Genomic DNA, 18,322 nt, shown 5'->3' on the forward strand with positions numbered 1-18,322 from the left:
CCCCCCCCCCCCCCCCCCCCCCCCCCCCCCCCCCCCCCCCCCCCCCCCCCCGGGGCCCCCCCCCCCCCCCCCCCCCCCCCCCCCCCCCGGCGCAATTGAACAGTCGGTCAGTGCCTGGTGGCCTGATCGGTGAGCTTGGAGTATTGGGCGTCCGTCAGTTCTGCCGAATGGTAGAAGAGCTGGTAGAAACGGTTCGTCTCGGTCCGCAAGTCGTAATTGAACTTATCCGGATAGAGCAGATACCCGAGCCAGACCATGCCCATGTAACGGTTGATGGATGGCGGTGACGCAATCCAATTCCATGGCTGACTCGGTGTCAGATAAATGTTGTTGCTCTTGACCGCTGCCAGGCTCGACCACGTCGGATCGGTCCTGGCCGTGCCGATCATCGCAGAACTACCGAACAGGATCACATCCGGATTCCACTGGACCACCTGCTCCATGCTCACCTGATTACCGGTGCCACTTGCCGAAGGATTGTCCACGACGGCGACATTGTCAGTCATCAGATCGAGCACCTGGGACTGGAAGGAACCCTTGGCAAGTACATTCGTGCCAGAATCGTTGACGACGTAGAGGCCCTTCTTCTTGTCAGTGATGGTGGCCATCGTCGACTTCGTCTTCGAGTAGATCTCGTCGCAATAGGACGCCAGTTTCTCGCCCTGTGCATTCTCGTCCAGCACCTTGCCGAGTGTGCGGAAGGCCTGCGGCATCGTGTCGAGCGAGGCCTCGATGAAGATGGTGGGAATACCCAGGCTGCTCTGCAACTGGTCCATGTCCTGCGTCGAGGTGCTCTTCTTCTCCCCCACATCGATGATGAGGTCAGGATGCGCAGCGGCGAGCGCCTCCTTGTTGAGGGTCGTGCCGCCACCGCCGTAGAGCTGCCCGAAGACCGGCAGATCCTGGTACTTCTGCGGGATGTATTGCTTGGCCTCATCGGTCCACTTGGAACCGAGACCACCGAGCTTGTCCGGAGCCACCGCGAACAACACCATCTGGGCCAACGGCCCCGACGGTGCAATGGTCTTCACATGGGTGGGAATCTCCACGACCCTGCCGTCGGAATCGGTGAACGCGAAGCTGCTGGCAGTGCTGCTGGCGCTCGCCGAATTGGACGACTGGGTGGACTGGCTGCACGCGACGAACATCGGCGCCAGCAGGACAAGGGCCAACAGACGCGCCCAGAGTTTTCCATGGCGAATCAACATGTCTCCTTCTTTCTTCTCCTGTCTGCCCGCGGGCGATCCCGCGGAATGATTGTGGTGATTCGCGGATGTCCGCGAGTCATTGTGGTTGCTCGCGGATGTCCGCGAGGACTCTATTGATGGTGAGTGGGTGGATCTGCGCGATTCTTGTGGGAACTCGTGGCCGGACCCGCACGGTGCTCGTCCCATGTCACGGAAGAATCCGAGAAGCGCTCCGTCAAGAACCGCGGCACGCACACCGGAACCGGCGAACCGGGCAGAGCGGTCAGCTGCACGTCCACGCCGTAGAGGTCCTTGAGCAGCCTCTCGTTCACGACCTCCACCGGCGGCCCTTCCCCGCAGACCGCACCGTCCTTGAGCGCCACGGCACGGTCACCGAACTGCAAGGCCTGGTCCGGATTGTGGGTGGAGCAGATGATGAGATGATCGGTGTCGGCCAGCGCGCGGACCACCTGCAGCACCCGCAGCTGGTTGCCGTAGTCGAGGCTCGCGGTGGGTTCGTCCATGATGACGATGGGCGACTGCTGGGCCAGACCCCTGGCGATCAGCACCAGCTGTTTCTCACCACCGCTGAGCGTGGCGAAATCCCGGCGCGCCAGGTGCGTCATGTGCACTCTCTCGAGCGCCTCCATCGCCACCAGCTCTTCGGGCTTGCCAGGAGTGCGCAGCACGCTGAGCATCGGCGCGGTGGCCATCAGCACCATGTCCACCACCGAGTATCCGAAGGCATTGGTCTGGGCCTGCGGCACAAAGGCGATCCGGCGTGCCAGCGCGGCGGCCGTGTAGGAGCCGAGATCCTCGTCGTCGATGGTGATGGCGCCCTGGTAGTCCTTCAGCGAGCCGAGCAGGCAGCCGAACAGCGTCGATTTGCCCACCCCGTTCGGGCCGAGCAGGCACACCAGGCCTGGACCGCTGAGGTCAAGGTTGATGTCCTTGAGAACGCTGTGTTTTCCGTAGCCGAAGTACAGATGACTGGTGTGCAACCTCATTGTTCACGGTCCACGCGGAGGATGAGGGTGAGGAAGAACGGCGCACCGATGAAGGCGGTGAGAATGCCCAGGGGTATCTCCGAGGTCCACAGCGTTCTGGACACGATGTCGACCAGCAGCAGGAAGATTGCCCCCATCACCAGACTCGCGGGCAGCAGATGCTTCAGGTCGCTGCCGGTGATCCGTCGGGTGAGGTGCGGCATCACGAGACCGATCCATCCGATGACCCCGCTCACCGACACGCTCGTGGCAGTGATGAGGGTCGCCGCGACGATGACGATGGCGCGCAGACGGCCGGTGTTGATGCCCATTGCCCTGGCTTCGGTGTCGCCCAGGGTGAGCAGGTTCATCCGCCATCGCAACAGGATCAGCGGCACCAGGCCCAGCACGATCGGCAGAGCCGCGAAGCGCACCGCCGCAGGTGTTGCAGTGGCGAGGCTGCCCATCAGCCAATAGGTGATGGCAGGCAGCGTGTTGTCGGGATCGGCGACCAACTTGGTGAAGGACGTGCAGGCCGAGAACAGCGAGCCGACCATGATGCCGGCCAGCACCAGAGTCAGGATGCGGCCGCCCCGGGCACGTCGCCCGATGACGAGCACGAGAGCCACCGCCAGGAGGCTGAAACAGAAGGCGCTGCCCACGACCACCCAGTGGGACTGCTGATTCAGCAGGGCGAGCGCAGCCCCGAAGGACGCCCCGGCAGTCGCCCCGAGGATGTCGGGAGATGCCATCGGATTCTTGAAGATGCCCTGGTACGAGGCTCCGGCGCCCGACTGCGCGGCACCGACCAGGCAGGCCATCACGATGCGCGGCAGCCGCACCTGGAAGAAGATGAGCTGCATCTGGGCAGGCACCTCGGGGGCATGGAACAGATGCTCGATTCCGGGTGCCAGCAGTACCAGCACCTGCGCCGGGCTGATCGGATAGCGGCCCATGTTGAGGGCCAGAAGCATGGCAGCCACGAAGGCCAGGCCGAGCCCAAGATATGACCAGCGACGCATCACAGGAGTGGGCAAGAATTCCGCCAATGGAACCGGACCTGCCTCTCGTGAAACCATCTCGAACCGGGGTGAGCAAGAGATTACACTGCGGCAATACGTCGTCGGCGCATCTCAGCGATGAGGAGATCCATAACACATGTGCAACAAACTCGAGCACGGCTCATGAGGTTGGTCACTGTCGCCGGACCGCCATCGTCCGGGAAGACATCGGTGATCGTCCAGCTGGGTCGGGTATTGGACGAAAAGGGAAAGTCGATGGCAGTCGTGAAATTTGACTGCATGACCTCTTTCGACCGAGAACGATATACGGCTGAGAACATTCCGGTGAAGATCGGCCTGGCCGGGAAGATGTGCCCCGATCATTATTTCGCATGCTCAGTCGAAGACGCGATCGGCTGGGGCGAGGAGATTGGCATCGATTTCCTTGTCACCGAGAGTGCGGGTCTCTGCAACAGATGTTCTCCTCATATACGGTCTCATCTGGGTATCTGCGTTATCGACAACCTGTCGGGGGTGCAGACCCCACGAAAGATCGGCCCGCTGCTCCGGTTCGCTGACGTGGTGGTCATCACCAAGAGCGATCTGGTGTCCCAGGCCGAGCGCGAGGTATTCCGCCTCAATGTGCGCCGGGCGAATCCGCGGGCTGCGGTACGCACCGTCAATGGAATCACCGGGCAAGGTTCTTTCATCATGGAAAAGCATCTGGAAATGAGTCCAGAACTCGATCGCGCGAGCGAATTGAAACTGAGATTCAATACCCCGAGTTCAGTGTGCTCGTACTGTACCGGAGAAACGCGGATCGGATCGGCTTTCCAAATGGGAATGATCAAACGCTCGGAATTGTCGTGACCGGTCAGGAATTCTTCTGGACGGCCAGCACGGAGGAATTTCTGCGGAAATTTCCAGACATCCGTGACATGCTCAGGGTCTGCGGCGTGGGTGAACTCGAGCCGGGTCTGCCGATGCCCCAGGCGCTTGCCGCAGCACGCGCCGAACTGGCTCGGCAGGGCCTCTCCCCCGACGAGTTGGTCGTCCAGATCTCGGAGCTCGTCGACTTCGGCCCGGACCTGGCTGCCGAGCGGCGGGAGGTGAACCGGCTCACCGTGACCGGGGGACGGGACAAGTCGGGCACCCCTGAGAACACCGAGCTGACGATCGACCGCGGGCAGGTGGTCAGCATCGTCGGGCCGACCGGCTCGGGAAAGAGCCAGTTGCTCGCAGACATCGAATGCCTCGCCCAGGGTGACACTCCGACGGGCCGCCGCGTGCTCGTGAACGGCGAACCGCTCGACGATGAGCAACGCCTGGCCCTCGAGGGCGACCTGGTCGCCCAGCTGTCGCAGAACATGAACTTCGTGCTCGATCTCAGTGCTTCGGAGTTCTTGTGCATGCACGCCGAGAGCAGAGCCATCGAGTCATCCCACGATGTGGTGGCGCGATGCCTGGACTGCGCGAACGACCTTGCCGGGGAGGAATTCGAGCCCGCCACGCCGGTGACGCGGTTGTCCGGGGGCCAGTCACGCGCCCTCATGATCGCGGACACTGCCATCCTGTGCGCCTCGCCTATCGTGCTCATCGACGAGATCGAGAATGCCGGCATCGACCGTTCTCGCGCCATCAGGCTGCTGGCCGGGGAGCAGAAGATCGTGCTCGTCTCCACCCATGACCCGATCCTCGCGCTCGATGCTGACATGAGGATCGTCATCGCAGGCGGCGGTATCCGTGCAGTCATCCGCCCCGACGCACAGGAATCGGCTGCCCTGGAGCGCCTCGAGCGTGTCGATGCACGACTCAAACTGGTGCGCACCCTGGTGCGACGCGGTGATCGGATCAGCATCGACGATGTGGGAGAACTGGTGTGAATCTCTACGAGGAACTCATCAACGGCCTGCCGGAAGAGTGCGAGGTCACCGATGTGCTGGTGGGTGACGGGACAGTGCTCGTCTCCAGCACTGTGGGCACGGGTCTGGCGCCACTGATCCGGCAGACTGGCAGACCACCTGTTTCCGTCCACCGGAGCATCGGCATGCCGCTGCGCGACCTGGCGAGCGGTGTGCTGTCCTGGAATCTGAAGGAAGCCTCGATTGGCCTGGCGGCACTGTGCTCCTACTACAACGCACCCGCGGTGGCCGCCGCACACGGTGTTTCGCTGGACCGTTCCAGCCACTCGAACAACCGGCTGGCCGACCCGTTCATCAGCTATCAGCAGTTCGCCCGGGGCAAGACTGTGCGCGTCGTGGGCCACTTCCACTATTTGGCCCAGCTGTACGAGCCGGTCTGCGATCTGGCCGTGCTCGAGTTCGAACCCCAGGAGGGCGACTACCCGTTGTACGCGGCGGAGTGGCTGCTGCCTGGTGCTGATCTCGTGATGCTCAACACCGCGACGATCCCGTTCAAGGTGCTACCCCGGCTGCTCGAGCTGGCCGGGGGTGCCCTGGTTGTGCTCGTCGGGCCGGGCGTGCCATTGGCGCCGACGCTGAATGGCCACGGTATCGATGATCTGTCCGGATTCGTTGTCATCGATCCGGGGCGCGCTCGTCAGCTGGTGTCCGGCCAGGACGAGGCGCGGTTCAGCGCCTGTGGGCAGAAGGTCAGCCTGCGTTTCGCAAGGGAGGAGAGCGGCGGTGCCTATCAGCTGGCATGACGACACGATCCGATGGTTCCGGGATTCCAGTGCTTTCACCGGATACCACCGGCTGCTCAGCTACTACCTGCGCCCAGTGGTGCAGGGCCAACCCATCCTGACCGACATCGGATGCGGGCTGGGCCTGATTTCTCTCGAACTCGCGCCCCTGGTTGAGCACGTCACATGTGTCGATGTGAGCGAGAAGGCCCTCGCGTCGCTGGCCGAAGATGCTGATGACAAGGGGATCAGCAATATCACGACACTTCGTGGGGACGCCTCGCAGCTGGATCTGACAGCCGATGTGATGCTGGCGTCCTATTTCGGTGCCTCCCAGGTTGGGCAGTGGCTGGAACGCTGCCGTCGTCTGATCTGCGTGACCACATGGGCGCATGCGACCCACGAGCACAGAAAGGGGACCGATGCCGAGCGGCTGCGAAGTCGCCTCGACGAGGCGGGCATCCGCTACCAGGTGGAGCATGTGACACTGGAATTCGGCCAGCCATGCATCGACCGCCGCGATGCGGCGCGCTACATCGCCGAATACCACCCCGGTGACGGCACTGCGCAGCGCAGGGCCAACCTGCTTGCACGCCTGGTGGACATCGACGAGCCGCCGTTCACCTGCTATCTGCCCAAGCAGCGCTCCATGGGCGTCTTCGTCATCGAGGGCGGGCGGCGATGAATGTCTTTCTCACCGGGGAGATCGGGATTGGGAAAAGCACCGCAGTGAGCCGGGTGGTGTCCCGGCTCGGTGTGAAGGCCGGCGGTTTTCTCACCACATTCGGAGTCGAACGGGGCGTGCCGCACCGTTCGCTGTTCCTGGTGCCGGCGTGGGTCGAACCGCCGCCTCTTGTGGAAGCCAATGTCGTGGCCCGGTTCGGCCAGCCGGGTGAGCCTCCCGTGCCCGATACGGCCGCCTTCGACGAATGCGGTCCTGCGTGCCTGGCCGCGAGTCTTCCGTGGGCCGAGGTCATCCTGATGGATGAACTGGGCAGCATGGAACGTGAGGCCTTGTTGTTCCAGCACGCAGTGCTCGACTGCCTCGATCAGGACATCCCGGTGCTGGGGGTGCTGAAAGAGCGCGGCCACCCGTGGATGGATGCGATATCCGGCCACCCTGGTGTGATGGTGCATGCGGTCACGCTGGAGAACCGCGATTCCCTGGTCGATGTGGTCTGTGACGAGCTCTCGGCCCAGTGCTAGTCGGCCCCGTCCTCGCGAGGGATTCCTCCGGAGCGGCGGCGCCAACCGGGGCCTTTCGCGGGGGCGTCCCTCATGTCCTTGCTGGCCCAGGTCATCGGCAGGATCTCGGCTCGGCTCAGCTGCTCATCATCCATCGGCAGAGAACGCACCGGGCCGACACCGCTGTCCCGGCTCTCGAAGCGGACGGTCACCACGCCATGTCCGGAGCCCCAAACCCAGCCGCGCCCCCACTGCTCGTGGTGCACGTCGATTCCGGCCGGATAGCCGAGAATCTGGTGCCGTGGTACCGGTGCCTCGTTGCGCACCTCGCGCACGCCGGCCTCAGCATCCTGGGGTTCTTCGGCGACGAACAGCTCCTCCTGGGCAGCCTGCACGAAGTTGGCAACACCCACCCCGACCAGCCGGATGCCCTCACGGAGGTTGATGCCTGTCACCAGAGAATTGGCGACTGCCGCAATCCGCTCGGGGTTGTCGGTGGCACCCAGGAGAGTGCGTGACCGCGATAGCGTCGTGAAGTCGGCCATCCGCACCTTGAGCGTGACGGTGCGGGCGAACAATCCCGCGCTGACAAGCCGCGATGAGACCAGTGCCGCATCGCGCTGCACGACCCCGGCCACCTGCGAGGCCTCGGTGAGGTCTTCGGCGAAGGTGTCCTCCACCGAGATGGACTTCGCCTCACCGCGCGGCCCGACGGGCCGATCATCCTGACCGAACGCCATGTCGTGCAGCCCCTCGCCCACCGAATGCCCCAGCTCATGGACCAGCTCGTGCTCGCGGGCCCGGCGCAGGTCGGCGACGGTGCGGATGCCCAACCGGTTGAGCTTGTCGGTGGTGGCCGGGCCGATGCCCGGCACTGCCCGCACGCTCAGGGGAGCCAGGAAATCGAGTTCTTCGCCGGGTGCGATGATGCGCGAACCGTCAGGTTTGGCGGCCTCGGAGGCCAGTTTGGCGATGAGCTTGCTCGAGCCCACGCCCACCGAAGCGTGCAGGCCCTCGGTGCGAAGGGCGATCTCTTCGCGCAGTTCCCCGACCAGCCGGGCCAGGGCATCGGGTGCGGTGTCGTGGCCGCCGGCATCCAGGTCCACGAAAGCCTCATCGATGCTCAGCGGTTCCACCAGCGGGCTGAACTCGCCCAGCAGCGCCATGACGATGCCGCTGGACTGGCGATATGCCTCGAAGCGCGGCGTCAGATAGGCAGCGTGTGGCGCGAGATGACGGGCTTGGGCCGTGCTCATGGCCGAGTGCACCCCGAGGGTGCGCGCCTCGTAGCTGGCGGTGGCCACCACTCCTCGCCCGCCCAGCCCACCGACGATCACCGGTTTACCACGCAGAGAGGGCTTGTCACGTTGCTCGACGGAGGCGAAGAAGGCATCCAGATCCAGATGCAGGACGCCGGCGCTGCCACGCATCGGGCTCAACGGCCGGGCAGTGGCCTGGCCTGCCCGATGCGGTGGTAGCTGACGAAGTCGAATTCGCCCTTCGGTTCCCGGGAGGCCTCACGCCATTCGTCGTCGCCGATCACGGGGAACATCACCTCCCCCGCAGCCTCGGAGTGCACCTCGGTGATGTCCAGCCCGGTGAGCCACGGCCAGCAGGCCTTGTAGATCTGGCCACCGCCGATCACGAAGACCAGGTCATCGAGCTCCAGGGCTCGCGCCAGAGCGCTCTCCACCGAGCTGACGGCAATCCCGCGCGAGCCTTCAGGCATCGCATCGGGCCATTTCACCGTGTGAGGGTCATGACTCACGACGATGCTGGTGCGTCCGGGGAGCAGCCCCATGGCGTCATGGGTGGTGCGTCCCATCACCATCGGATGCCCCATGGTCGTTCTCTTGAAGCGCGCCCAGTCCTCTGTGAACTTGAAGGGCTGGTCCCGTCCGTCGCCGATGACACCATTGGCGGCCACCACTGCAATGGCGATCAGCTGTGCTGCCATCTCTGCGCTCCTGTTCGCCAACAGCTCAGACCGCGACCGGCGCCTTGATGGCCGGCCAGGGGTCATAGCCCTCCAGGATAATGTCCTCGAGCTCGAAACCGTCGATCTCATGCACATCGGGGTTGAGCCGCAGCGTGGGCAGGGCCTTCGGCGTGCGGGACAGCTGTTCACGCACCTGGTCGAAGTGGTTGCGATAGATGTGCGCATCGCCCAGGGTGTGCACGAAGTCGCCGACCCCCAGGCCGCAGACCTGGGCGACCATGTGGGTGAGCAGGGCATAGCTGGCGATGTTGAAGGGCACACCCAGGAACAGGTCGGCGCTGCGCTGGTAGAGCCCGCAGCTCAGCCTGCCCGGCTCGCCACCTGCGCCCGGGGTCACGTAGAACTGGAAGAGCATGTGGCACGGCGGCAGGGCCGTGTCCCCCACCTCGGCGACATTCCAGGCCGACACCACCAGCCGCCGGGAATCCGGGTGCTGCCTGATCTGCTCGATCACCCGGGCGAGCTGGTCGATGTGGCCGCCGTGATAGTCGGGCCAGCTGCGCCACTGGTGCCCATAGATCGGGCCGAGGTCGCCGTTCTCGTCGGCCCATTCGTCCCAGATGTGAATGTGGTTCTCATGCAACCAGCCGATGTTGGTGTCGCCGCGCAGGAACCACAGCAGCTCGCCGAAGACGCCGCGAGTGAACACTTTCTTCGTCGTGAGCAGCGGAAAACCGTCCGCCAGGCGGAAGCGCATCTGGTAACCGAAGATGCTGCGAGTTCCGGTGCCGGTACGGTCCGACCTGTCGACGCCCTCGTCCATCACCTTGGACAGCAGGTCGAGGTACTGCTTCATGACTCAGGGCTCCAGGGGAGTCACACCGCTGGAAGGCTCGGCCCGATTCGCCTGGGGCCGGGCCGGATCGGTGGCTGGCCGCTTGCGCGGAATGATCGGAATCGACGCGGTCCACTCGCTGGGCGGCAGGGACGTCTCAGGGCCGTCGTGATCGGCGCCCGGCAGGTCCAGTTCCTCCGCTTCCTCAGGAAGCCCTTCAGGCACCGGCAGCCCGAGCTGACGAGCCAGGATCGGCAGCATCGCGCGCACCGAACGACCGCGATGACTGATCGCGTCCTTCTCGTCGGCCGTCATCTCGGCGGTGGTGCGCAGCCTGCCCTCGGCATCGGGCACCTGGTCGTCGGGCACGAAGATCGGGTCGTAGCCGAAGCCGTGGGAGCCCTTCGGACGAGTCGTGAGATGACCGGTCATGACACCGCGGGTGGTGAATTCCTTGCCGTTCGGCATGACCAGCGCCATCACCGACACGAACTGGGCCTGGCGGCGGCCACGGGGAACGTCCTCCACCTGGCGCAGCACGAGTTCCAGGTTGGCGATGTCCTCCTCCTCCGGGCCGTTCCATCGGGAACTGCGCACGCCGGGCATGTGGCCCAGCGCGTCCACGCAGATCCCGGAATCGTCGGCCAGGGAGGGAAGTCCGCTGTGGATCATGCCCTGCCGCGCCTTGATGAGTGCGTTGCCGGCGAATGTCCATTCCGTCTCGTCGGGCTCGGGATAGGTCTCGATGTCCTTCAGCGAGATGACGTCGACATCCATCTCGTATTCCTCGATGATGCGACGGAGCTCGGTGAGCTTCTTGCCGTTGCCGGTTGTCAGCAGGACGCGAGCGGTCATGACTGCGCCTTTCCGTCGGGGGCATCGAGGGCCCTTTGCTGCACCTCGACCAGCGTACGACAGCCCGCCTCGCCGAGGTCGAGCAGTGAACCGAGCAGGGGCCGGTTGAAGGGTGCACCCTCGGCAGTGCCCTGCACCTCGACGAAGTCGCCGCTGCCTGTGCACACGATGTTCATGTCCACGTCGGCGTGGGAGTCCTCGTCGTAGGCCAGGTCGAGCATCGGAATGCCGTGCACGATGCCCACTGAGATCGCGGAGACCGAGCCGGTCAGCGGCTCCGCGACAAGGGCATTGCGGTCACGCAGCCAGTCCACCGCGTCGTGCAGGGCCACGTAGGCGCCGGTGATGGATGCGGTGCGGGTTCCGCCGTCGGCCTGGAGCACATCGCAGTCCATGACGATTGTGTTCTCGCCGAGCGCCTTGTAATCGATGACCGCACGCAGGCTGCGACCGATCAGCCGGCTGATCTCGTGGGTGCGGCCGCCCACCCTGCCCTTGCGCGATTCGCGGTCATTGCGGGTGTTGGTGGCTCGGGGAAGCATCTCGTACTCGCTGGTCACCCAGCCGAGCCCGGATCCGCGCCGCCAGCGCGGTACCCCCTCGGTGACAGAGGCTGCGACGAGCACGCGGGTGCGCCCGAACTCGATGAGGCAGGAGCCCTCGGCGTGGTCCAGCCAGTGGCGGGTGATGGTGACGGGGCGCATCTGGTCGAGCGCTCGCCCGTCGGCCCGGGCCACGGAAGAAATGGTTTCAGACACATCGTCAAACCTACCTGCGTGTCCCCCGGCGGGACCAATGACTGCCAGCTTCCATGCGGTACCGGAGCACTCCTCGCCCCACGGATCCGCGTCCCGCACCATGTCCCCTTGTCCGAACTGTGATGGGATTCACGTTTTGGTCTGACCGGTCAGTATGGTAATCGTCGTTTGTACGAGAACGGGAGCACGTGATGACGCAGTTCGCTATCGAGACGAGGGATCTCCAGCTTCGGAGCAAGCGAGGAATGGTCTACGGCCCACTCGACTGGAGCCTGGAACTGGGCCGGCTCGGAATCGTCAGCGGCCCTCCCGACAGTGGCAAGTCGACGCTGATGCTCACCTTCACCGGCAGGATGAAGCCGTCCGAGCCCTCCCAGCTGCGGGTGCTGGACCGTTGGCTGCCCGGCGACGCACGGTGGGTGCAGCACCACAGTTCGGTGATGGGCGTGGGCGGCCTCGACGACCTGGACGATGTCGTCACCGTGCGCGCCACGGTCAGGGAGAGGCTCGCCTGGCTGGCTCCCTGGTACCACATCGTGCGCATTCCCTCCGACGAGCAGATCCAGCAGCTGTGCGAATTGGCATTCGGTGACGTGCCGATCCCGACCGGGCGAACCCGCGTCTACAAACTCAGCGAGTCATCCAATCTTCTGCTGCGCATCGCCCTGGCACTCGCCAGCAACCCCGAACTCATCGCCGTCGACTCGATAGACCAGCTCCACGACATCGGGGAACGCGACCTGCTGTGGTCGCGTCTCGACGCCATCGCTGCCACCGGGATCACCGTCGTGGCCTCGACGACAGGCACCCAGGGATTGGAGCGGATCGCCTGGTCTGCACCACCCGCACACCTTGACCTGACCATGACCGACGCGGCGAAGGAGTCCTGAATGTTCGCCTGGACATCACACGGAACCGAACTCAAGAGGTTCTTCCGCAAACCCATCACCCGGGGAGCAATCGCCGTGCTCCTGCTCATCCCGCTGCTCTACGGCGCGATGTACGTCTGGGCCTTCTGGAACCCGACCGAGCGTCTGAGTGATCTGCCGGTGGCACTTGTCAACGAGGACGTTCCCGTGTCGAGCAACGGCCAGACGCTGGCCGCTGGTAACCAGGTTGTCGACAAGCTCATCGACCAGAGGCCGCTGGGCTGGAGACAGGTGGACGCCCAGACGGCCAATGACGGCGTGAAGACCGGAAAGTACTACTTCTCGGTGACAATTCCGTCCACCTTTTCCGACGACGTCGCCTCGCTGGGCGCGGGCAACCCCACTGCGGCCGAGCTCCAGGTGAAGTACAACGACTCCAACTCCTTCCTCGCCACCGAGCTGGGCTCCAACGCCATGGTCCAGATCCGCGACGTGATCTCCCAGCAGATCAGTCAGCAGGCAACCAAGACCCTGGTCGTCGGTCTGAGCAGCGCTCGCAGCGGGTTCTCGGATGCGTCGGACGGCGCCTTCGTCCTGGAAGACGGGCTGAAGACCGCCGAGGACGGCTCACAGCAGCTCAGTGTCGGCGCCACGCAGCTGGACCAGGGTGCCACAGCGCTGGCTCAGGGAGCTGGCCAGCTGGCCGCCGGAACGGCAAGCGCGGCGAACCAGGTGTCCGCGCTGCCCGCCGGCGCGTCGGCCCTGAACAATGGCGCCCAGCAGCTGGCCGATGGTCTGGGCCAGTTGCAGGCTCGGACCCCGGCACTGGTCAACGGCGTGTCGTCCCTGGCGGCCGGCACCCAGCAGGCCGCCTCGGGTGCCTCGCAGCTCAACGGTTCCCAACAGCAGTACGTGAACGGCGTCAAGAAGGCCTCCACGGGTGCACAGCAGATTGCAGCCGGCACACAGAATCTCGATTCGCAGTTCTCCACACTGGCCGGCGGAGTCACCACCTTCGCCAACGGAGCGACCGACTACTCCACCGGCGCGACTCAGTTCGCGCAGGGCGCCGGCGACTACTCCTCGGGTGCCGCCAAGTGGCAGTCGGGAGCACAGACCTGGATGGGATCTGCCCAATCAGCAACCAAGGCTCTCTCCGACGGAGCGACGTCTCTGTCTGACGGGCTTTCCACCGCGTCCACGGGGGCATCAGACGTCGCCTCCGGCGCCTCGTCACTGGCTGCCGGTGCGAACGATCTCGCAGCCAGGACGGGCAAGGAGTCAGATCTCTACCAGGGAGCCAGCCAGGTCGCCGCAGGAACCGGCGGGCTCGCCGGGCAGCTGAGCTCGATCAATGATGCCGCGACCACTGCAAAGGGTCTGATCGCCGCCGGTGACACCCAGAAGGCAGAGGCTGTCCTGCAGGCCGTCATGGACAGCACCGGTCCCGGCGCCCAGACAGATGCACAGCACCTCGCCGCCGGCGCAAGCGCCGTGCAGAACGGCATCTATTCCGACGACAGCGCCGCCTCCACCGTCAACAGCGGGGCGAATCAGCTCAGCGCCGGAGCCGGCGAGGTGAACACCGGTGCCGGCAGGCTGGGCAGTGGTGTGGCCGACGCCTCCGCCGGTGCGAAAAAGTTGGCTGACGGCGCGAATCAGCTGAATTCTGCGACAGGCTCATCCGGGGAACTGGCGCAAGGCCTGGCCACCTTGTCCGGGGCGCAGCAGAAGCTCTCCTCGGGTTCGGGCACCCTCGGCGACTCGGCCAAGAAGCTCGGCGACGGTTCAACCCAGCTCACTTCCGGCGCCCAGCAGGTGGTGAATGGCAAGACCCAGATCGACCAGTTGAATTCCGGCGCCCAGCAGCTCTCCGGCGCCTTCACCGCCACCGACCCCACCCAGGGGCTGGTCTCCGGTGCCACGGCGATCCAGGCCGGGACCCAGCAGCTGTCCGACGGGACGACAACCCTCAACGACGGCGCCCAGCAACTGAACACCGGAGCGTCGTCGCTGGGCAGCGGCGTCGACCAGTTGGCCACCGGTGGAAAGCAGGTGGCCGCGGGTACCGACCAGTTGAACGGCCAGGTGCCGACACTGGTCAGTGGCATCCGCCAGCTCGACGACGGCGCCCAGCAGATCTCCAGCTCCATGCAGACGCTCAGGACCGGCACCGCGACGCTGGCGGGCAAGGCACCCTCGCTCACCAATGGTCTCGACCAGGCCAAGTCCGGCAGCGGCACTCTCGGCCAGAAGCTCAAGGATGGCAGCTCACAGATCCCCGACGACAACGCCAGGACGGAACAGGCACGTTCCACCGCGATCAGTTCCCCGGTGCAGCTGGCCACCAGCTATCTGCACAAGGCGGCGTCCTGGGGTGAGTTCTTCGCACCCTTCTTCATCGGCCTCGGCCTGTGGGTCGGTGCCCTGATCACCTGGCTGTTGCTGCGTCCGCTGCAGTCGCGGGCCCTGATGACCTCGGTGAGCGGTTTCCGGATGGCCTGGGGATCCCTGAACTCCGCGTTGACCCTCGCCATCGGCCAGGTGCTCATCATGTTGTCGGTGATGCACTTCGGGATCGGGCTGGACGCCAACAACTGGATCGCAACGATCCTGTTCACCTTCCTGGTCGCCGCCGCATTCTTCGCCCTCCAGCAGATGCTGCAGATCGCCTTCGGCACGGCAGTCGGAAAGGTCATCATCATCTCGGTGCTGATGCTCCAGCTGGCTTCGGCAGGGGGCACCTATCCGATCCAGACAGAACCGGGGTTCTTCCAGGCGGTGAGCCGATGGATGCCGATGACCTACGTCGTCAACGGCCTGCGAGAGGCGATCACCGGTGGCATCGGACCGAGATTCTGGACAGCTGTTCTGGTCCTGGTCGGAATCTTCGCGATCTCCCTGACCCTGTCCTCCATCCTCGCCAGCCGCAAGCGCATGTGGAACCTTTCGCGCCTGCACCCGGCCCTGTCCATCTAGCCTTCGACCATGACCTCGTCGAAAGGGACGGGCGTCCGCCGCTCGTCGACCCGGGACGCCATCCTCGCCGCTGCGACACACCTGTTCGCCACCCGTGGTGTCTCCACCACCTCGGTGGACGACATCGCGACGTCGGCCGGCATCGCCAAGGGCAGCGTGTACTACAACTTCGGCTCCAAGGCTGGACTGGTCGAAGCCCTCATGGACGAACAGACCACCCGGGTTGCCGAGGCGATCCGGGTGGTCGCCGAAGGGCTGGAAGGGGATGCCCGCACCGAGGCCGTCGTCTCGACCCTGCTGCTCGAGGTGCACGGGCACCCCGATGCGGCGCGCGTGCTCGTCTCGGAGGTGTTCCGCACCGAGCGTTCCTGGCGCGAATCGGTGTCCACCTGGCGCGACGCCATGATGGGCCCGCTTGCCCCCGACCGGGAAGGCACCGTGACGCCCGTCGACCGGATCGCTGCGGCGGCGGTCATCGGCGCCACCCTGACTGCCGGTCTGGAGTGGCTACTGTTCCACCCGGAACTGAGTTACGCCCAGGTGCGTGACGAGGTCTTCGCCGCGCTGGGACTGGTCGGCGGCTGAGGCGCCAGCCTGGGCGTCCGGGATGTGGAGATTCTCCAGGACGGCCTCCTGGCGTCCGGGCCGCACGGCACGCAGGGCGGTGAGGATGGACACCAGGTCCACCACCTCCTGGAGGAGCGCCCCGGCCAGGGCCGGCAGCCATCCCCACACCGCGAAGATCATGAGCCCAAGGCTCAACCCCATGCCTAGCCAGACGGCTGTGAGAGCGACGTGCACGGTGCGTCGCGCGATGGTGAGGCCCGTTGCGACCCGGCTGATGTCGTCGACCAGGATGACAACTTCGGCGGACTCGCTGGCCGCAGTGGCGCCTTTCGCGCCCATGGCGACGCCGACGTCTGCCGCCGCCAGGACGGGTGCGTCGTTGATGCCGTCGCCGACCATCGCGACCGGACGGTCGGGCATCGAGGTGACCGCCTCCACCTTTCCGGCGGGCATCAGCCCGGCCTTGACCTGGGTGATCCCGGCCTGCTCGGCGATGTGATGGGCGGTGACCGGCCCGTCCCCGGTGAGCATGACGACATTGCGGATTCCCAGCCCGGTCAGCACATCCAGGGTTGCGGGCACGTTGCCCCGAAGCTCGTCGCTGAGCAGGATCCGGCCCAGATACGCCTCGTCGTCACCGACGTGGATGGCGATCTGGCCCTGGGCGAGCGGATGCTGGGGGACACGGTGGCCTGTGACGGTCTCCACGTGGTCGGCGCGGCCGACGACGACCAGATGGCCCTGGACCTCTCCCTGGACACCCGCTCCTGTGGTCTCCTCGACACGGTCGGCGGAAAGCTCCGGCAGCCCCCGGTCCCGGGCGGCGGACACGACAGCCCCGGCGAGCACATGGCCGGATGCGGCTTCGAGAGCCGCGGCCGAAGACAGGAGTTGTTCCGGCGTGGTCCCGGGCTCGGGCTCGACACCCACCACGGTGGGATGTCCGTAGGTGAGCGTGCCCGTCTTGTCGAACGCCATGGTGCGCACGCGGGCGAGTTTCTCCAGGGCGGTTCCTGAACGCATGACCACGCCGCTGCTCGCAGCTCTGCTCATTCCGGCCAGGAAGGCCACCGGTGCTGCAATGAGCAGGGGGCACGGCGTGGCCACCACGAGGACCTCGGCGAAGCGGACCGGATCACCCGACAGCCACCACCCGAGCCCGGCAATGAGCAGCGCCACGATGGTGAAGGGCACGGCATAGCGATCGGCGAGCCGGACCATGGGGGAACGGCTCTCGGCCGCACCTGCCACCAGGTCGACGATCTGCTGGTACTGGCTGTCTGCCGCACGCGCCACGGCGCGGATCCGGCATGCCCTCTGTTCGACGACGGCGCCGGACAGGACGACATCGCCCACCTCCCGCTCCACGGGCAGGGGTTCCCCGCTGGTCGAGGACTCGTCGAAACTGGCAGCGGCATCCACCACGGTGCCGTCCACCGGCACTACCTCCCCGGGACGCACGACGATGAGATCGCCGACCACCACGTCGGCGGCTGGGATGTCCTCGGGCGTGCCTCCGGCTCCGACCCGGTGCGCCACCCGCGGAGCCCTGTCGAGCAGGGCGCCGAGGTCGCGCCTGGCACGGGAGTTCGCATAGTCCTCGAGCGCTGCGCCGCTGGTGATCATGAGGGCGATGATCCAGGCGGCCCAGAACTCCGAGACGAGAAGGGTGGCGACGATCGCCACCGCAGCGAGCAGGTCCAGACCCAGGTGGCCATGGCGCAGCTCACGGATCATCGACCAGATCTTCCAACCCACCACCACGCCTGCGTTGCAGACGAGCAGCCCGCGCGCCGGAATCGTCCACCCGGCGAGCGAGAGCGACATCGCGCACAATCCGAGCACAAGGGTGAGTAAAACCATCGGATAATTCCTCATGAACCGCAGACCTCGCATGTGGCCAAGGATCTCTCGTTGTCCGATGCATTTCCAGCAAGGAAAGCCTGACCTCATCTCGGGAATTCAGGAAAGGCTTCCCTCAGTTCCCCGATCTCACCTGAATTGCATTCGTCACGGAGACCGGAAGGAATTCCGTTGCGCTCGCGACAATTCCCGGAGGGGATGGCGGGATCAAATTCGATCACATTCATGGGTGCCCTTGGTTGGGCTGCACCGCGCCGAGGCATGGCAATACCGAGGATCAACGGGAATTTCCGTGGAAATCGTGACCGGTGTGGTCGAAATCCCGACATGAGGTTGTGGGTTTCCGCACCGGATCCAGGCGGTCCCGCGAATCGACACGGACATATCGGGAAACCACTTCCCGTGGACATGCGGTGGTGGCCGGTGGAAGGGAAAACAGTCACGAATCCTGGGGTGTCCGGGAATCAGTTGACGTGACGATGTCGACGAAGCCCGGCGTACCGGTCGCCGCGTCGCCGTCGTCGATGCTGAGGACCTCGACGGGATGGCCTCTCGAGGACTGGTCGGGGGGGGGGGGGGGGGGGGGGGGGGGGGGGGGGCGGGGGCGGGGGGGGGGGGGGGGGGGGGGGGGGGGGGGGGGGGGGGGGGGGGGGG

The 18,322-nt window shown here is 65.5% G+C and carries 16 protein-coding genes and 1 pseudogene; 8 read left to right on the forward strand and 9 right to left on the reverse strand.

Annotated elements, in window-relative coordinates; translation table 11 throughout:
• Window positions 1–107 precede the first annotated feature (107 nt).
• The 3 genes from ABF648_RS09695 to ABF648_RS09705 form a co-directional block, all read right to left on the reverse strand.
• On the reverse strand, window positions 108–1,208 hold the full coding sequence (locus ABF648_RS09695) for an ABC transporter substrate-binding protein (protein ID WP_415632082.1): 1,101 nt from the start codon (window positions 1,206–1,208) through the stop codon (window positions 108–110).
• A 110-nt stretch (window positions 1,209–1,318) separates the two neighbouring features.
• Window positions 1,319–2,194 carry an ABC transporter ATP-binding protein gene (locus ABF648_RS09700; protein ID WP_415632083.1) on the reverse strand — a complete coding sequence of 292 codons (876 nt, stop codon included), beginning with the start codon at window positions 2,192–2,194 and terminating at the stop codon, window positions 1,319–1,321.
• Window positions 2,191–3,195, reverse strand: a complete 1,005-nt coding sequence (locus ABF648_RS09705) for a FecCD family ABC transporter permease (protein WP_415632084.1) — start codon at window positions 3,193–3,195, stop codon at window positions 2,191–2,193. Before ABF648_RS09705 ends, ABF648_RS09700 begins: the two co-directional genes overlap by 4 nt.
• A 162-nt stretch (window positions 3,196–3,357) precedes the next feature.
• Between ABF648_RS09705 and ABF648_RS09710 the strand changes: the two genes are divergently transcribed.
• From ABF648_RS09710 to ABF648_RS09730, 5 genes are read left to right on the forward strand one after another with little or no spacing between them, the layout of a single operon-like run.
• Window positions 3,358–4,044: a GTP-binding protein gene (locus ABF648_RS09710; protein WP_415632085.1), complete on the forward strand. Its 687-nt coding sequence runs from the start codon at window positions 3,358–3,360 to the stop codon at window positions 4,042–4,044.
• Window positions 4,041–5,057, forward strand: a complete 1,017-nt coding sequence (locus ABF648_RS09715) for an ATP-binding cassette domain-containing protein (RefSeq protein WP_415632086.1) — start codon at window positions 4,041–4,043, stop codon at window positions 5,055–5,057. Before ABF648_RS09710 ends, ABF648_RS09715 begins: the two co-directional genes overlap by 4 nt.
• The gene (locus ABF648_RS09720; RefSeq protein ID WP_415632087.1) at window positions 5,054–5,839 is read left to right on the forward strand and encodes a Rossmann-like domain-containing protein; all 786 of its coding nucleotides are present in this window, start codon (window positions 5,054–5,056) and stop codon (window positions 5,837–5,839) included. Before ABF648_RS09715 ends, ABF648_RS09720 begins: the two co-directional genes overlap by 4 nt.
• Window positions 5,820–6,503 carry a class I SAM-dependent methyltransferase gene (locus tag ABF648_RS09725; protein WP_415632088.1) on the forward strand — a complete coding sequence of 228 codons (684 nt, stop codon included), beginning with the start codon at window positions 5,820–5,822 and terminating at the stop codon, window positions 6,501–6,503. Before ABF648_RS09720 ends, ABF648_RS09725 begins: the two co-directional genes overlap by 20 nt.
• Window positions 6,500–7,024, forward strand: a complete 525-nt coding sequence (locus ABF648_RS09730) for a nucleoside-triphosphatase (protein ID WP_415632089.1) — start codon at window positions 6,500–6,502, stop codon at window positions 7,022–7,024. Before ABF648_RS09725 ends, ABF648_RS09730 begins: the two co-directional genes overlap by 4 nt.
• Here the strand turns inward: ABF648_RS09730 and ABF648_RS09735 are convergent.
• From ABF648_RS09735 to rph, 5 genes and pseudogenes are all read right to left on the reverse strand, one after another.
• A complete protein-coding gene (locus ABF648_RS09735) occupies window positions 7,021–8,433 on the reverse strand; it encodes a DNA polymerase IV (protein WP_415632090.1) in 1,413 nt (470 codons plus the stop codon). The genes ABF648_RS09730 and ABF648_RS09735 overlap by 4 nt on opposite strands.
• 5 nt (window positions 8,434–8,438) lie before the next feature.
• On the reverse strand, window positions 8,439–8,960 hold the full coding sequence (locus ABF648_RS09740; protein WP_415632091.1) for a dihydrofolate reductase: 522 nt from the start codon (window positions 8,958–8,960) through the stop codon (window positions 8,439–8,441).
• A gap of 25 nt (window positions 8,961–8,985) precedes the next feature.
• A complete protein-coding gene (locus ABF648_RS09745; protein ID WP_415632092.1) occupies window positions 8,986–9,798 on the reverse strand; it encodes a thymidylate synthase in 813 nt (270 codons plus the stop codon).
• 213 nt (window positions 9,799–10,011) lie between these two features.
• Window positions 10,012–10,632 (reverse strand): annotated as a pseudogene (rdgB, locus tag ABF648_RS09750) (RdgB/HAM1 family non-canonical purine NTP pyrophosphatase); the annotation flags it as partial.
• The gene (gene rph, locus ABF648_RS09755) at window positions 10,629–11,390 is read right to left on the reverse strand and encodes a ribonuclease PH (protein WP_415632093.1); all 762 of its coding nucleotides are present in this window, start codon (window positions 11,388–11,390) and stop codon (window positions 10,629–10,631) included. The pseudogene rdgB and the gene rph, both read right to left, overlap by 4 nt.
• Before the next feature lie 191 nt (window positions 11,391–11,581).
• On the opposite strand from rph, the gene ABF648_RS09760 reads away from it, so the two are divergent.
• Genes ABF648_RS09760 through ABF648_RS09770 form a run of 3 tightly spaced genes read left to right on the forward strand, consistent with a single transcriptional unit; the run spans window position 11,582 to window position 15,823 of the window.
• On the forward strand, window positions 11,582–12,280 hold the full coding sequence (locus ABF648_RS09760) for an ATP-binding cassette domain-containing protein (RefSeq protein WP_415632094.1): 699 nt from the start codon (window positions 11,582–11,584) through the stop codon (window positions 12,278–12,280).
• Window positions 12,281–15,238, forward strand: coding sequence for a YhgE/Pip family protein (locus ABF648_RS09765; protein ID WP_415632095.1), 2,958 nt, complete (start codon window positions 12,281–12,283; stop codon window positions 15,236–15,238).
• Between the two features lie 9 nt (window positions 15,239–15,247).
• Complete coding sequence (locus tag ABF648_RS09770; protein WP_415632096.1) at window positions 15,248–15,823, forward strand: TetR/AcrR family transcriptional regulator; 576 nt, start codon at window positions 15,248–15,250, stop codon at window positions 15,821–15,823.
• Here ABF648_RS09770 and ABF648_RS09775 read toward each other — a convergent pair.
• Window positions 15,746–17,668 carry a heavy metal translocating P-type ATPase gene (locus ABF648_RS09775; RefSeq protein ID WP_415632097.1) on the reverse strand — a complete coding sequence of 641 codons (1,923 nt, stop codon included), beginning with the start codon at window positions 17,666–17,668 and terminating at the stop codon, window positions 15,746–15,748. The genes ABF648_RS09770 and ABF648_RS09775 overlap by 78 nt on opposite strands.
• Between the last annotated feature and the right edge of the window lie 654 nt (window positions 17,669–18,322).

Source organism: Propionibacterium sp. (genome assembly GCF_047719395.1).
In the GTDB taxonomy this organism is placed as follows: Bacteria; Actinomycetota; Actinomycetes; order Propionibacteriales; family Propionibacteriaceae; genus Propionibacterium.

Excerpts from the sequence above, each read along its gene's own strand:
- ABF648_RS09760 (WP_415632094.1), top strand. The coding sequence starts at position 11,582 with ATGACGCAGTTCGCTATCGAGACGAGGGATCTCCAGCTTCGGAGCAAG.
- ABF648_RS09710 (WP_415632085.1), top strand. The coding sequence starts at position 3,358 with ATGAGGTTGGTCACTGTCGCCGGACCGCCATCGTCCGGGAAGACATCG.
- ABF648_RS09765 (WP_415632095.1), top strand. The coding sequence starts at position 12,281 with ATGTTCGCCTGGACATCACACGGAACCGAACTCAAGAGGTTCTTCCGC.
- ABF648_RS09770 (WP_415632096.1), top strand. The coding sequence starts at position 15,248 with ATGACCTCGTCGAAAGGGACGGGCGTCCGCCGCTCGTCGACCCGGGAC.
- ABF648_RS09740 (WP_415632091.1), bottom strand. The coding sequence starts at position 8,960 with ATGGCAGCACAGCTGATCGCCATTGCAGTGGTGGCCGCCAATGGTGTC.
- ABF648_RS09705 (WP_415632084.1), bottom strand. The coding sequence starts at position 3,195 with ATGCGTCGCTGGTCATATCTTGGGCTCGGCCTGGCCTTCGTGGCTGCC.
- ABF648_RS09745 (WP_415632092.1), bottom strand. The coding sequence starts at position 9,798 with ATGAAGCAGTACCTCGACCTGCTGTCCAAGGTGATGGACGAGGGCGTC.
- ABF648_RS09730 (WP_415632089.1), top strand. The coding sequence starts at position 6,500 with ATGAATGTCTTTCTCACCGGGGAGATCGGGATTGGGAAAAGCACCGCA.
- ABF648_RS09775 (WP_415632097.1), bottom strand. The coding sequence starts at position 17,668 with ATGGTTTTACTCACCCTTGTGCTCGGATTGTGCGCGATGTCGCTCTCG.
- ABF648_RS09700 (WP_415632083.1), bottom strand. The coding sequence starts at position 2,194 with ATGAGGTTGCACACCAGTCATCTGTACTTCGGCTACGGAAAACACAGC.
- ABF648_RS09695 (WP_415632082.1), bottom strand. The coding sequence starts at position 1,208 with ATGTTGATTCGCCATGGAAAACTCTGGGCGCGTCTGTTGGCCCTTGTC.
- ABF648_RS09735 (WP_415632090.1), bottom strand. The coding sequence starts at position 8,433 with ATGCGTGGCAGCGCCGGCGTCCTGCATCTGGATCTGGATGCCTTCTTC.